The sequence below is a fragment of the Gordonia sp. (in: high G+C Gram-positive bacteria) genome (assembly GCF_049299075.1).
Taxonomy (GTDB): domain Bacteria; phylum Actinomycetota; class Actinomycetes; order Mycobacteriales; family Mycobacteriaceae; genus Gordonia.
Genome location: NZ_JBAQWU010000323.1, coordinates 1 through 13,297 on the forward strand (window position 1 = coordinate 1; position 13,297 = coordinate 13,297).

14 protein-coding genes and 1 tRNA gene are annotated in these 13,297 nt (G+C 66.5%); 5 read left to right on the top strand and 10 right to left on the bottom strand.

Going from position 1 to position 13,297, the window contains the following annotated elements:
* On the top strand, positions 1-835 hold an 835-nt coding region (locus WAW85_RS09915; protein WP_422559450.1), incomplete at its 5' end, for a GmrSD restriction endonuclease domain-containing protein.
* On the opposite strand, the gene WAW85_RS09920 is transcribed toward WAW85_RS09915, so the two are convergent.
* Both WAW85_RS09920 and WAW85_RS09925 read right to left on the bottom strand, forming a co-directional pair.
* On the bottom strand, positions 787-1,881 hold the full coding sequence (locus WAW85_RS09920) for an AI-2E family transporter (RefSeq protein ID WP_422559451.1): 1,095 nt from the start codon (positions 1,879-1,881) through the stop codon (positions 787-789). The two genes, WAW85_RS09915 and WAW85_RS09920, sit on opposite strands and share 49 nt — an antisense overlap.
* Positions 1,882-2,422: 541 nt before the next feature.
* A complete protein-coding gene (locus tag WAW85_RS09925; protein ID WP_422559452.1) occupies positions 2,423-3,709 on the bottom strand; it encodes a hypothetical protein in 1,287 nt (428 codons plus the stop codon).
* Between the two features lie 77 nt (positions 3,710-3,786).
* Here WAW85_RS09925 and WAW85_RS09930 point away from each other — a divergent pair.
* Positions 3,787-3,862, top strand: a tRNA-Ala gene (locus WAW85_RS09930).
* Positions 3,863-3,909: 47 nt separating this feature from the next.
* Here WAW85_RS09930 and WAW85_RS09935 read toward each other — a convergent pair.
* Positions 3,910-4,227 carry a DUF4333 domain-containing protein gene (locus tag WAW85_RS09935; protein WP_422559453.1) on the bottom strand — a complete coding sequence of 106 codons (318 nt, stop codon included), beginning with the start codon at positions 4,225-4,227 and terminating at the stop codon, positions 3,910-3,912.
* Between the two features lie 101 nt (positions 4,228-4,328).
* On the opposite strand from WAW85_RS09935, the gene WAW85_RS09940 reads away from it, so the two are divergent.
* Positions 4,329-5,045, top strand: a complete 717-nt coding sequence (locus WAW85_RS09940; protein WP_422559454.1) for a hypothetical protein — start codon at positions 4,329-4,331, stop codon at positions 5,043-5,045.
* Here WAW85_RS09940 and WAW85_RS09945 read toward each other — a convergent pair.
* From WAW85_RS09945 to WAW85_RS09965, 5 genes are all read right to left on the bottom strand, one after another.
* A complete protein-coding gene (locus WAW85_RS09945; protein ID WP_422559455.1) occupies positions 5,042-5,218 on the bottom strand; it encodes a hypothetical protein in 177 nt (58 codons plus the stop codon). The genes WAW85_RS09940 and WAW85_RS09945 overlap by 4 nt on opposite strands.
* 10 nt (positions 5,219-5,228) lie before the next feature.
* A complete protein-coding gene (gene glpR, locus WAW85_RS09950; RefSeq protein ID WP_422559456.1) occupies positions 5,229-6,281 on the bottom strand; it encodes a gephyrin-like molybdotransferase receptor GlpR in 1,053 nt (350 codons plus the stop codon).
* 126 nt (positions 6,282-6,407) lie between these two features.
* A complete protein-coding gene (locus WAW85_RS09955) occupies positions 6,408-7,085 on the bottom strand; it encodes a GNAT family N-acetyltransferase (protein WP_422559457.1) in 678 nt (225 codons plus the stop codon).
* A 7-nt stretch (positions 7,086-7,092) separates the two neighbouring features.
* Positions 7,093-8,397, bottom strand: a complete 1,305-nt coding sequence (glp, locus tag WAW85_RS09960; protein ID WP_422559458.1) for a gephyrin-like molybdotransferase Glp — start codon at positions 8,395-8,397, stop codon at positions 7,093-7,095.
* A 113-nt stretch (positions 8,398-8,510) separates the two neighbouring features.
* A complete protein-coding gene (locus WAW85_RS09965) occupies positions 8,511-9,404 on the bottom strand; it encodes a UTP--glucose-1-phosphate uridylyltransferase (RefSeq protein ID WP_422559459.1) in 894 nt (297 codons plus the stop codon).
* Positions 9,405-9,444: 40 nt separating this feature from the next.
* Here WAW85_RS09965 and WAW85_RS09970 point away from each other — a divergent pair, with 40 nt between their 5' ends.
* Positions 9,445-10,026 (top strand): 5-formyltetrahydrofolate cyclo-ligase, encoded by a 582-nt coding sequence (locus WAW85_RS09970; RefSeq protein ID WP_422559460.1) that lies wholly within the window; start codon positions 9,445-9,447, stop codon positions 10,024-10,026.
* 12 nt (positions 10,027-10,038) lie between these two features.
* On the opposite strand, the gene WAW85_RS09975 is transcribed toward WAW85_RS09970, so the two are convergent.
* Complete coding sequence (locus WAW85_RS09975; protein ID WP_422559461.1) at positions 10,039-10,290, bottom strand: FmdB family zinc ribbon protein; 252 nt, start codon at positions 10,288-10,290, stop codon at positions 10,039-10,041.
* A 111-nt stretch (positions 10,291-10,401) separates the two neighbouring features.
* On the opposite strand from WAW85_RS09975, the gene WAW85_RS09980 reads away from it, so the two are divergent.
* Positions 10,402-11,961: an alanine/glycine:cation symporter family protein gene (locus WAW85_RS09980; protein WP_422559462.1), complete on the top strand. Its 1,560-nt coding sequence runs from the start codon at positions 10,402-10,404 to the stop codon at positions 11,959-11,961.
* Here the strand turns inward: WAW85_RS09980 and nhaA are convergent.
* Entirely contained in the window at positions 11,951-13,186 is a 1,236-nt protein-coding gene (nhaA, locus tag WAW85_RS09985) for a Na+/H+ antiporter NhaA (RefSeq protein WP_422559463.1), read from the bottom strand. The genes WAW85_RS09980 and nhaA overlap by 11 nt on opposite strands.
* Between the last annotated feature and the right edge of the window lie 111 nt (positions 13,187-13,297).

Sequence of the window (13,297 nt, forward strand, 5' to 3'; positions counted from 1 at the left end):
GACCACGCGGCCGCTCGACGAAATCTCCACCGGTGCGCTGGCTACGCTGGCGACCCTGCCGGTCAAGGGTCGCGCACCCAAGACCGGCTATACGCGCGATCTATTCGGGCGCGGCTGGAACGACGACGTCGACGTCGAATTGGGCCACAACGGCTGCGACACCCGCAACGACATTCTGGCGCGCGACCTCACCCAGACCGCGACCAAGGCCGGTACCCGCGACTGCGTGGTGACTGCCGGGGTGCTGCACGATCCGTACACCGGGAAGACGATCGAATTCGTCCGCGGGCAGGGCACATCCGATGCGGTACAGATTGACCACGTCGTCGCACTGTCGGATGCGTGGCAGAAGGGGGCACAGCAGTTGTCGGCGGCGGAGCGGCTGAACTTCGCCAACGATCCACGCAACCTGCAGGCCACCGACGGCCCCACCAATCAACGCAAGAGTGACAGCGACGCCGCCAGCTGGCTGCCGCCGAACCGCAGCTATCGCTGCACGTACACCGCGCGCCAGATCGAGGTGAAGGCCGCCTACCAACTGTGGGTGACCCAAGCCGAGCACGACACCATGGCCCGGCTGTTGTCCGACTGTGGCGGCACCGCGCCCACCACCACCACCACCACCACCACCGAGCCAACCACTGAGCAGACGACCACTGAGCGGACGACCGCGCCGGCCGAGACCCGGCCACCGGGCCTGCTGGAGACACCGGACTCGGCGTACTACCCGAACTGTGCCGCGGCCCGCGCCGCCGGGGCCGCGCCGATCTACCGGGGACAGCCCGGTTACTCGACCAAACTTGACCGCGACGGCGACGGCGTCGCCTGTGAGTGATCGCGCCGCCGCGCCTGCACGGCTTCGACGGACTTGACCACCGCCGCCAGCACCGGGGCACCCAGCACCATGCCGAGTAGGCCCGCAATGGTGCCGCCGATGATGGTGGCCAGCAGCACCGAGACCGGGTGCAGGCGCAGTGACGAGCCCAGCGCCCAGGAGCTGACCGCGCTCTGGACGGTGCCGTTGGAGATCAAGAAGGTGACCGCCATGATCGCTGCGGCCGTGGTACCGCCCGAGCCGAATGCGATCAGGATGACGAAGACGCCAGCGATCCACGCCCCGAGGAATGGGACGAAGGACAGCACGAAGTACAGGATGAAGATCGGGATCGCCAGCGGGACCTTCAGGATGAACAGCGGGATCATGAAGATCGGCGCGGTGAGCACCGCGGTGATGGCGGTGCCGCGGAAGTAACCGCGGATCGAGGCGCGGGAAATCTCGGTGACCTCGTTGACGGTGTCGGCCTCCAGGTGCAGGGCACGGGCAAACCAGGGCGCGAAGCGGAGCCCGTCGCGCAGCACGAAGAAGAGGAAGAACAGCGCGAAAAACGAGCCCATGATGAGCGAGACGGCACCGTAGATCGTGGTCGACAGTGCGCCGACGACGCCGGAGCCGACGGCGGGCGCGATATCCTCGACTGCCGCACGAATACGCTCAAGCCATTGTTCTTCGATGTCGAGGGTGCCTGCCCACTCGGCCATCTGGTTCCATCCGAGCAGCAGCTGGCTCGAGATCTCCGACCACTGATCGAGGAAGCCGCGGACGACGACGACGATCGTCAGACCCAGCACGAGGAGCGCGGTGAGCAGCGCGAGGACAGCCGCCAGATTGTGCGGAACCTTGTGCCGCTCCAAGAAGGCCACCATCGGCTCCAGGACCACGCCCAGGATCACGGCGATGACCAACGGGATCAGAATGCCGCTGACGGCGCCGATCCCGAGGGCGATTACCACCACAACCAGAATCATGCCGAGCACCGACCAGGACGCCAGTCCGAGCCGTTTAATCCGGTTCAGGTCCATCCACTCGGCCTGTTCGCTCATCGTCTGCCCCTCGGTTCGCGGCCATCGACTCGCCGAGGCACTCGTACAGTATGCCGCCCGTCCGCTGTATCTCAACCCGCAGTTGAGAGTTTCCGCGCGTGGGCGTCGGTGAACGAGACGGGCTGAATTTGAACGGACGGTTACGGCCGAATTTCACGCAGCGCGAACGCACGCGGCGTGCGGCGCATAGGTCCTGGCCCGGCCATCGATTCGAGTTCACGCATCTATCCGAGTGGGCGTAACCACAGCACGGCGGACCAAGTGATCTGGCTTGCCAAAGAAGGCGCGAAAGCCGTTGACGTGTAACGCTTTTGGCACATCAAACGATGTGAATCACCCAACCGAAAGGCCCCACCATGGAGTTCCCGGCACTCACCCAGTTCTTCAACGACTTCTACATCTTCGGTGGCGACCTGCTGCACATCGCCATCACCTTCGGCTTCGGCGCCTGATCACGCCGAATCCCCATCCTGTCGGAGGACACTCACGCCGCTGCCCCTGTTGGGGACAGCGGCGTGAGTGTATATGGGGTGCAGGGCGTTCAGCGCAGCCGGCCGTCGACGCCGTAGATGCCGCCACCGAAGACTGCCGCCGAGCGGACCGGCGTGGACCAGAGCGCGATGGTGTCACCGGGGCTGAAGGCGGCCAGGTCGGATTCGGGAAGCAGCGTCTGATGGGGACTCGGGGTAGCGATCAAGATGCGCTGGCCGTCGGTGCCGAGCAGCTGCCCGCAACCGATCGCCCCACCGTCGCCGGTGGCCGCGGAGAAAGCAAAGCAGTGGTTGGCGCCATCATCGATCACGACCTGCGTACCGACGCCAGCGATACGAATCTTCTCCGGATCGGCCTGTGGGACTTGCTGTTTCCACAGATTCTCTTTGTTTCCCGGGTCGGCGGCCACCACGGTGACGCCACTGTCGCGGGTCTCCAGCAGCACCGGCACCGAGGTGACCGCAGAACGGCCCACATCCACCGCGGCGGCAAGACGCTGACCGCCAGCAGCCGATACCGCCCCGGACATCGGTTGACCGTCCACGGCAAAGAAGCGAATTTGATCGCCGGGGCGTTCCAGGGCGAAGCCCCCGGCAAACGCTTGGAAGCGGACCGGCTGATCGCCCAGGACGGCGATCTCCACCAGAAGGTGGCCGTCGTCGGCAGACAGCACCCGGCCCTTCTGGTCGGCCAAATCGAGGGCGTACACCACCGGCGCCGCCGGCGAAACCATGAACGCCGAGCCCTGCGCCTGCCACTTGACCGAGCCGTCCGGGCGATACAGGGCAGGCGCTGCGGTGTCCGACCAGACCAGGAATCCCTCGCCGACCGGGTAGCCGTGGAACCCGGTACCGGTGGGCGCAACGTCGGTCCGGGCGGTGATCGAACCAGCAGCCAGGTCCAGAAAGAGTAGCTCCGGCACCGGCGCCGCCACCGCGCACAGCGCGGCATCTCCGCGCACCCAGCACTCCGGCGCCGTCGACTCCGCCGCCAGATCGACAGCGTGCTGCCGCTCCCCCGTCTCCGCGTTCACCACTAGGAGCCGTAGCGGCCCGTCAGTGACCTTGGCCGCGTACAGCACACGTTCAGCGTCGCCGCCAACCGGACCCACCACATTGACACCGGGCTCGGGCATGAGCGTCCAGCGTCCGGCCGGCTGCACCGCCAGCGAATCCAGGGGTGCGGTCACTTCGGTCTGCGGTCCCGCCCAACTACTGTGCGGATTGTCGCGCAGTGCAGCAAACGCCCCCACTGCGATCAGCACCACCACTACGACGACGGCCGCCAGGATCGCTCGCCCCCGCCCGGTGGACACGAGGTTCCGCAGAAAGTTCATTCGGCCACCGTACCGCCGGTTCGACTCAGCGCGACGCTGATATACTGGTCTGCGGTTCACCCAGAGGTGGTCCGCCCGGGGCTATGGCGCAGTTGGTAGCGCGTCTCGTTCGCAATGAGAAGGTCGGGGGTTCGATTCCCCCTAGCTCCACCAGAAGGCCGTCGGTCAACCCACGACCGGCCAGTCGAAGTCCGCTGGCCTTAGTTGGCCCAGTCCGGCTTCTCCACGACGCCCGGGACGGCCTCTGCGTTGAACTTGCCTTCATCGTCGGTCGCGGTGACGGTGACCAACTGCCACAAGGTGCCGTCGGTGAGGGCGCACTCTTGCGTGGCACCCACCTTGGCCTCCAGCGACCCCTTGCACTCGACGGTGATCGGCTGGTTGAAACTCGGCTGCAGCGCCTGCGCCGTCTTGGTCTGCAGCTCGGACTGGTCGATGGTCTTGGAGACCGAACAGCCAGCGAGGCCGACGATCATCAGGGCGGCCGCTCCGATGCTGGCGGCAATCTTGGTGCGCATGGGATGTCTCCGATTCCGTCGATACTCGGTGGAACCGACCGTAACACCAGAAAGCGACAAAAGTTGCGGGATCGTCGGGCAGTAGCCTGGGTGGAGTGAAGATGAGCGACGAACAGATCGTGTCTATCCTCAACCGCTCGGTGGCCATCGCCGATCCGATTCTGGACATCATCGCGCACAGCGATCCACTACAGGTGAAGCCGCGTACGTTCGGGCGACAGTGGTGGGACGTGATCCCGACCCGGTTCGGCGATCTCACCGCCACCGCGCTTTCCGCCGCCGCCTGGCCGGGTACCGGTAGCTGGGAGAAGCTCAGCAGCACCGACCGGGCCGCGTGGTGGGTGCACCGAATCGGCCCGGTCACGTCAGCGGCCCCGGCGTTCCCCGGGATGTTCGGTGCGTGGACCAAAAAGCTGCCGGCCAGCACCGTCCTCGGTGCGGCCAGTCAGGCGCTGGTGGTGCTGGCCATCGGACGAGAATACGGAATCGTCGATCGCAATGACGAGATCGACCTTCTGGGCGCGGTACTCTTCGGCCGCGACCTCGACGGCGCCAAGGTGAAAGCCGTTGAACGGCAAGAGATTCCAGATGCCGACCGCAAGACTGCGGTCGTCACAGCACTCCGGGAGATCGGCGTGGCGCTGCTGCGCATCGATAAGGAACTCGGCGCACGTCCGCAGTCACCGACACTGCTGGCGCACCTCACCTGGATTCCGGTGATCGGCGCCGCGGCCAGCTATCTCGGCGAGCAGATCGCCTTACGGAAGGCCGCCGATGCCACGCGTGCGTGGATCGTCGCCCATCGCGAAGCGGTCTAGTCGTCGTCTTCCTCGTCGGCGGTCGCGTTGCGCTCGGCGGCGATCTCGATGGCACGACGTGCCGTCGCCTCATCCGAATACGGCCCCATGCGGTTGAGCGCAGCGGGAACCTTGCCCCGGCTCACCTCGCCGGTGGAGACGTCGTAGTACCAGTCGCCCGTCGCTTCGCTCATGGCTCCTACCTTAGACGGCGCGCCGGTAGTCGGCGTCGATACCATCGGCGGCTCGCCCGGTGGCGGCGAAGTCGTAGGTGGGCAGGTGGTCGAAGGCGGGATCCTCGTCGTCGAAGTCAAGCACCACCAGGCCGCCGGGGCGACGCCGACCCGGGGCCACCGGGCGCTCGATGAGTTGCTCGGACCGTTGCCGCGCCAGCCGTGAATCCTCCGCGGCATGCCGGCGCAGGCGGGTCGCGCGGGCGGCGCGGAACTCCTGTTCGGCAACCGCGGTCCGACGCAAGAAGAAGAGATACAGCCCGGTCAGCGCCGTCATCACCCCGAGCAGGATGAGGCCGTACGGTGGCCAGACGAAGCAGGTGACGATGGCCAACACCGTTGCGGCCGAAAGACCAAGCACCATCCGACGACGGTCCCGATAGCGGCGCGCATCGCGCTCGGCGATCTCCCCGCTCGCGTACCCGCGGCCGCGGCGCTCCCGCGACATCGGCGCAGACGCAGTGACGACATCCTCCTCGGCGACATCCTCCTCGGCGACATCCTCCTCGGCGGCCTCGTCGTCCAGCTCGTCGAACTCTTCGAACTCTTCGTCGGTCTCGTCGTCCAGCTCGTCGGTCTCGCCGTCGGTCTCGTCGACTATCGCGTCGATCACGTCGGTCACTTCGGTGTCGGCCACTTCCGCCGACTGCGTCCCGGCCGGTTGCGTCTCGGCCGACTCACTCGCAATTTCCGGAATGTCGATCTCGAGTTGCCCAGTCTCGACCTTCTCGGTGTCGGTCGTGTCGGCTGCGGCCTTCGGCTTGCTCACGTCGGTCTCCTCGAGGGCGGCCCGCTTCAGCGTGGTCGCGGTGGTCGCGGGTTTGCGCACGTAATCAGGATTGCTCGGGTGCCGCCCTGCGGCGCGGCGACGCACGGCGGTCGGCTCCCCACCGCGGTGCAGCAGGCGGGTATTGGCCGCGGCCGCCGTGGTCTTGCGAACCTCCGGACGACCGCGCAACACCATTGGCAGCAGGATGAACAGCCACGCCACGATGAGGAAAATCCACAGCACTGACGAATTCATTTGGCTCTGACCCCGCTCCCTTTGCCTGAGTGTCGATGTACCGACAATCGACCACTATTGAACCTAGGCGCGGGGCGTCCCCGGGCGACTCAGGCGCGCCGCGCAGGAGGCGAATTGCTCCGTGGCTTAACCATTTTCCGTGGCCGGGTCAATGGCGTAGGCGCGACCGGCGCGGATCAGCATCTCGACGGCCGAATCAACGACTTCCTCGACAGTCAGCCCCAGTAGCAGGTGGTCCCGGAAGCGGCCGTTGACGTCCATGTATCGCCGCAGCAGGCCCTCTTCCCGGAAACCGACCTTCGTCAGCACGGCCTGCGAGCCGCCATTGGTCGGCTGCACGGTGGCCTCCAACCGGTGCAGTCCGACCGGCCCGAAGCAATGGTCGACGCCGAGCGCGACCGCGGCGGTGGCCACGCCCTTGCCGCTGGACGCTGCGTCGACCCAGTACCCGATCCAAGCACTGCGTACCGCACCACGCTGCACATTGCCGATCGTCATCTGGCCGACGTAAGCACCATCGACCTCGATCACGAATGGCAGCACATTCCCGCGCTTGGCTTCGGTGTTGAGCACCGAATACAGGGGTGCCCACGAACTGGGCCGGTGCCGCCAATCCCACTGCCCGGCGCCGGTGGGCTCCCACGGCAGGAGTTGATTCTGGTTGCGGATCCGCAGCGCGCTCCACACCTTCGAGTCGCGCGCCCGAATGGGTCGCACCGTCACCACCCCGGCGGCCGTCCCGATCGGTCCGAGCGTCGCAGGCCACCCCGGATGCTGGGGTGATTCGACGAGCCATCGCAACATCGCGCCCTCAGCCGCGCTGCGCCAGGAACATGACTTCCACCCAGTCGCCGGTGTCGAGTTCTTCAGTGTCCTCGTCCACCACGATCAGACAATTGGCCTCGGCGAGTTCGGCGAGTAGATGGGACGTGCCCGTAGGCGATTCGCCGATCACCTGCACCAGGTAGTCGTCTGAACGCTCGTCACGCATCAACTGCCCACGGAGGTATCCGGTGCGCCCGATCACCGAGGCGATCGGCCCGATGGTGCGCGCCCGCACCGTCCGGCGCATCGGCTGCCGTTTGCCGAGCGCAATCCGAATCAGCGGCCGCACCATCACCTCGAAGGTGACGAGGGCACTGACCGGATTGGCCGGCAACCAGAAAGTGGGGATCTCGTCGCGGCCGAGCCGACCGAACCCCTGCACCGAACCGGGGTGCATGGCGATGCGCTCGATTTCCAAATCGCCGAGGTCAGCGAGCACCTCGGCCACTTCGCGGGACGCTTCGCCGCCGACCGAGCCGCACAGCACGACGATCTCAGACCGGATCAGCTGCGCTTCGACGGTCTCGCGGAGTCGTTCGTGGTCGCGCACGGCCACGCCGACGCGGTGGACGTCGGCGCCCGCGTCCCGGGCGGCCGCCGCGAGCGCATAGCTGTTGACGTCATAGACCTGGCCGGGGCCGGGGTCACGGTCGATGTCGACCAACTCATCGCCGATGGAGATCACCGCAACGCGCGGGCGCGGGTGCACCAACACGCGGGACCGGCCGACCGCGGCGAGCAGACCGACCTGCGCCGGACCGATCACTGCTCCCTCGCTGACCGCCACGTCGCCCGGTTGCACATCGTCGCCGGTGCGGCGAACGTATTCGCCGGTGGCCACCGCATGGCCGATCATTACCCGGTTGTCGCCGCCATCGGTCCAGCGCAACGGAACCACAGCGTCGGCGAGCGTTGGCATTGGCGCACCGGTCTGCACCCGGACCGCCTGCCCCGGCTGTAAGCGAATCGGCGTACGCGACCCGGGCGATACCTCACCCACCACCGGCAGGCTAACCACCAGCTCATCACTACCGTCGACACGGGCCACGTCGAGGCCGCCGGTATCGAGGTCGGCGAGTTCGGCCGGTGCCGGACTACCGGCGAACGCCACGTCCACGGCACGCACTGCGTAACCGTCGACGGCTACTTGATCAAAGCCGGGCAGCGGATCGGTGGTGACGACTTCCTCGGCGCACAACAGTCCTTGCGCCTCCGAAATGGCCATCTGGACCGGTCGCGGGGCCACCACCGACGCGGCCACCAGACTCAACTGGTCCTGCACCGAGCGCATGTTCTCTCCTCACAATCTCCACAACGAGGTTAGTCACCGCACGCGTCGCCCGCGGGCAGGCGCGCGGGACCACCCTTCGACAAGCTCAGGGATCCACGTCAAGCTCAGGGAGCCTAGTGAGTCAGCCGTTCGGCCAGCCACGCGCGCAGTTCCGGGCCGTAGTCGTCCCGATCGAGCGCGAAATCGACCGCCGCCTTCAGGTATCCGCCCGGGTTGCCCAGGTCGTGCCGAGTCCCCTTGTGCACGACGACGTGCACCGGCTCTCCTTGCTCAATCAACCGCGCAATCGCGTCGGTCAGCTGCAGCTCGCCACCGGCGCCCGGCGTAATCTCGCGTAGGGCACCGAAGATCTTGCGGTCCAGGATGTACCGGCCGGCAGCGGCGAGATTCGACGGCGCCTGCGCTGCGTCCGGCTTCTCGACCATGCCGCGCACCCGTTTGACGTCGGGGGTCGCCGGATCGGCTTCCGCGACGTCGAAGACGCCGTATGCACTGATCTGCGGACCGTCGACCTCGATCGCGCACAGCACGCTGCCGCCGTAGCGGGCCCGCGTCTGCGCCATCTTCGTCAGCACACCTCCGGGCAGCACCAGGTCGTCGGGCAGGAGCACCGCGATGGCGTCCTCGTCGTCGCCGAGTTCGGCTTCGACGCAACCCACCGCATGACCGAGACCCAGCGGCTTCTCTTGGATCACCGAGGCCACCTGGAGCAGGGACGGCGCATTGCGCACCTTCGCCAGCATCGCGGCTTTACCGCGTGAGCTCAGCGTGTGCTCAAGCACCAGGTCTTCCACGAAGTGGGCGACGACGCCGTCTTTGCCGGGCGAGGTGATGATCAACAGCCGCTCGGCGCCAGCAGATTTGGCTTCCTCAGCCACCAACTCGATCCCGGGGGTATCGACGACCGGCAGCAACTCCTTGGGCACCGTCTTGGTCGCCGGCAGGAAACGCGTTCCCAGGCCGGCCGCAGGCACCACCGCGGTACGCGGAATCTTGGACTCTGGCATGACACTCACCTTATGCGGTGTCTCTGGCAGGATCGTCAGGGTGACCTACCAGAAAGCTGCGTTGCGCACCGCACTGCTGGCGCAACGGGCCCAGATGAGTCCGTTCATCCTCGCGCAGTCCATCAGCGAACTGGCCGCCTGGATGTACGCGCTGCCCGTCGACATCGGCGCGGGTGACACCGTCGCCGCCTACCTGGCGACCCGGCGCGAGCCGGGTGGTACCGCCATGCTTGATGCCCTGGCCGACCAGGGTATTCGCGTACTGCTGCCGATCGTGCCCGAGGGCGAACCGCAGCGCCTGCAGTGGGGCGAGTACCGCGGTGAGCATCATCTGGCCGACGGACGCTGGAATCTCCGTGAGCCGCAAGGGATTCGGCTCGATCCGGACACCCTGGTACAGGCCAAACTGATTTTGGTGCCAGCGGTCGCGGTCGATCGACGCGGGGTGCGGTTGGGTCGCGGGGCGGGCTACTACGACCGCACGCTCGCCGGAATGCCCGCTCAGATCGTCGCCGTCGTGCACGACGCCGAGGTGGTCGATCACGACCTTCCCGAAGGGAAATACGACGTCCCGGTGCAGTGGATCCTCACCCCATCGGGCGGGTTCACCCCGATCGGCTAGGACGCCCGAGCTTTACGAAGCGGCCGACGACGTGCTGGAACTGCTGGAACTGCCGGACGAGGTCGACGTGTCGCTGCTCGACGATGAGCCGCGCGAATCGGTGCGGTAGAAGCCGCTGCCCTTGAACACCACGCCAACGGAGTTGAACATCTTGCGCAGCTTGCCGTTGCACGCGGGGCACACTGTCAGGGCATCGTCGGAGAACGCCTGCTGAGCGTCGAACGCGTTATCGCAGTTGGTGCACGCATAGCTGTAAGTGGGCACTAAAACCTCCGGGGATGAACAAGTCTGCGTCTCATACTAACTGCTGGCCGGTTGCCGGAATTCCCCGTGGGCGGCCCCCACCAGACCTCATCTGTGCCAGACTTCTGGCTCATGACCGATGTTCTCGCGAGTATCAACGATGTGATCTGGAGCCAGTGGCTGATCTACCTGCTGCTTGCGGCCGGGGTCTACTTCTCGATTGCCACCCGATTTATGCAGGTCCGGCACATCAAGGACATGGTGCGTCAGATACTCAACGGCGAATCGTCCGAGCATGGCATCTCCTCTTTCCAGGCTCTCGCGGTGTCGCTGGCCGGCCGCGTCGGCGCGGGCAACATCGTCGGTGTCGCCACGGCGATCGCCTTCGGCGGGCCCGGCGCCCTGTTCTGGATGTGGGTCGTCGCCTTCCTGGGTGCGTCGACCTCGTTCGTCGAATGCACGCTGGGCCAGATCTACAAGGTGCCTGATCCGGTGACCGGCGAATACCGCGGCGGTCCGGCGTTCTATATCAAGCAAGCGAAGGCGCACACCAGTGCCAAGGGCGTCTTCAAGGTCTTCGCCTGGGTATTCGCCCTGGTGACGCTGATCGCCTGCGGCGTACTGATGCCCAACATTCAAGCCAACTCGATCTCGGACTCAATGAACAACGCCTGGGGCATCGAGCCGTGGGTGATCGGTACCGCGACCGCGCTGGTCCTGGGCTTCGTGATCATCGGCGGCGTCAAGCGCATCGCGGTCTTCGCCGCAGTGGTCGTGCCGTTCATGGCCGTCGTGTACATCGCCTTGGCCGTCCTGGTCCTGCTGTTCAACCTGGGCGAGGTGCCGGAGGTCTTCCGCCTGATCTTCTCCAGCGCGTTCGGTGCGGACGCCGCATTCGGCGCGATCCTGGGCTCGGCGATCATGTGGGGCGTCAAACGCGGCCTGTACTCGAATGAGGCCGGGCAGGGCACCGGCCCACACGCGGCGGCGGCCGCCGAAGTGAGCCACCCGGCGAAGCAGGGCATGGTGCAGGCGTTCGCGGTGTACATCGACACGTTGTTCGTGTGCTCGGCCACCGGCTTTTTGATCCTGTCGACGGGCGCCTACCGCGTCTTCCACGGCGAATCCGAGGCGGGCGGCGTGCTGGCCGACGGCGGCGGCCTGCCCGCGCACGTACCCGGGGAGAAGGAAGTGGGCGCCGGATATGTGCAGCACGGTTTTGACTCGTTCTGGTCGGGCGCCGGATCGTCGTTCGTGGCGATTTCACTCGCCTTCTTCTGTTTCACCACCATCGTCGCCTACTACTACATGGCCGAAGTGAATCTGCGCTTCATGCTCGGCAACTCCGCCACCACCTACATTCGGCCGCTGCGCCTGACCGTGGGTCCGGCTCTGCAGCGGGTCTTGCAGGCGGTGATCGTGGTGTCGGTGGTCTACGGTGCGGTCTCCACGGCGGAAGACGCGTGGGCGCTCGGCGATATCGGCGTGGGCACGATGGCCTGGCTGAACCTGATCGCGATCGTAATCCTGCAGGTTCCGGCGCTGAAGGCGCTGCGCGATTACGAGCGGCAGCGCAAGGCCGGCCTCGATCCGGTCTTCGACCCGGTGCCGTTGGGGATCAAGGGTGCGACGTTCTGGGAAACCTACACCGGACCGCCGAGCCGCGAGCAGACGGTCGAAATCACTCGATAACGCGCACGTCGAAGTCGTCGATCCCGTCGCGGTTCATGTCTGGGCGGCGCGGGTGCTTGGCGTTCCAGCGGAGCAGTGCGCCGCCGAGGATCGCCGCGACCAGGGAACCGACCAGAATGCCGACCTTGGCGGCCGCGGCATGGCCGTCGGGGTCGGGGCCAGCGAAGGAAAGTTCAGCGATCAACAGCGCGACGGTGAAGCCGATGCCGCAGAGCACGCCGACCGGCAGCAGGTCGCGCAGGCCGATGGCGTTCGGGAGCCGCAGCGGAGTCAGGGCGGTCACCAGCCAAGTGGTGCCCAGTACGCCGATCACCTTGCCGACGACCAGCCCGCAAAAGACACCGATGCTGACCGGCTGGATCAGGTCGTTGACGCCGACAACGGTGACTCCGGCCGCCGCGAACGCGAACAGCGGTAGCGCAATTCCCGACGAGATCGGGGTCATCGCATGACTACCGGCCAGCGTGCGCGGCATCACTTCGGGATAGATCGCCGTCGCGGGCACGGTGAAGCCGAGCAGCACCCCGGCCACCGTCGCGTGCACGCCGGACGCGTGGACAAAGCCCCAGGCCGCCAGCGCCACCGGAATCAGCAGCCAGAGGTGCAGGGTCGGCCGGCGCACCAGAACACCGAATACCGCGACGCAGACCAGCCCGATCGCCAGCATCAGCAGGTCGATGCTCTCGGTGTAGACGGTGGCGATCACCAGGATGCCGAGCAGGTCGTCGACCACCGCCAGCGTCATCAGGAAGACGCGCAAGGCGATCGGCAACCCGCGGCCGAAGACGGCCAGCACGGCGAGCGCGAAGGCGATGTCGGTGGCCGCCGGGATGGCCCAGCCGCCCAGCGCGTCCGGTGAACCGACGGCCACAATCCCGGCATAGATGAGCGCCGGCACCACCATGCCGCCGACGGCCGCAGCCACCGGTACCCCGGCTCGCCGGGGATCGCGCAGGCTGCCCGCGACAAACTCGTGTTTGAGTTCCATACCGACGATGAAGAAGAAGATCGCCAGCAGTCCGTCGGCGGCCCAGTGCCCCAGCGACATGTTGAGATCCAGCGCCGAGGGTCCCACATGGATGTTCAGCAGCGCGTAGTAACTGTCTCGCCAAGGCGAGTTGGCCCAGATCAGCGCGGCGGCTGCGGCCGCGATCAGCACCAGACCGCCGCTGACATCCCGGGCGATCCAGCCCTTGAAGCGGTTCAGTGCCAGCACATCGGTCATGTGGATATCTTGGCATCGGCACGACGACCCTGTGGACAGACCGCGCCATCCTCGTCCGCGTCCGCTTACGGTCACGCCATGAGGCGCTTAATCACCGGACAGCTGTTCACC

Bases quoted from the DNA above. Each gene is read 5' to 3' on its own strand.
- nhaA (WP_422559463.1), bottom strand. From the start codon at position 13,186: ATGACCGATGTGCTGGCACTGAACCGCTTCAAGGGCTGGATCGCCCGG.
- WAW85_RS09945 (WP_422559455.1), bottom strand. From the start codon at position 5,218: ATGAGCGAAGCGACGGGCGACTGGTACTACGACGTCTCCACCGGCGAG.
- WAW85_RS09925 (WP_422559452.1), bottom strand. From the start codon at position 3,709: ATGAACTTTCTGCGGAACCTCGTGTCCACCGGGCGGGGGCGAGCGATC.
- WAW85_RS09955 (WP_422559457.1), bottom strand. From the start codon at position 7,085: ATGTTGCGATGGCTCGTCGAATCACCCCAGCATCCGGGGTGGCCTGCG.
- WAW85_RS09940 (WP_422559454.1), top strand. From the start codon at position 4,329: ATGAGCGACGAACAGATCGTGTCTATCCTCAACCGCTCGGTGGCCATC.
- WAW85_RS09920 (WP_422559451.1), bottom strand. From the start codon at position 1,881: ATGAGCGAACAGGCCGAGTGGATGGACCTGAACCGGATTAAACGGCTC.
- WAW85_RS09965 (WP_422559459.1), bottom strand. From the start codon at position 9,404: ATGCCAGAGTCCAAGATTCCGCGTACCGCGGTGGTGCCTGCGGCCGGC.
- glp (WP_422559458.1), bottom strand. From the start codon at position 8,397: ATGCGCTCGGTGCAGGACCAGTTGAGTCTGGTGGCCGCGTCGGTGGTG.
- WAW85_RS09935 (WP_422559453.1), bottom strand. From the start codon at position 4,227: ATGCGCACCAAGATTGCCGCCAGCATCGGAGCGGCCGCCCTGATGATC.
- glpR (WP_422559456.1), bottom strand. From the start codon at position 6,281: ATGAATTCGTCAGTGCTGTGGATTTTCCTCATCGTGGCGTGGCTGTTC.
- WAW85_RS09980 (WP_422559462.1), top strand. From the start codon at position 10,402: ATGACCGATGTTCTCGCGAGTATCAACGATGTGATCTGGAGCCAGTGG.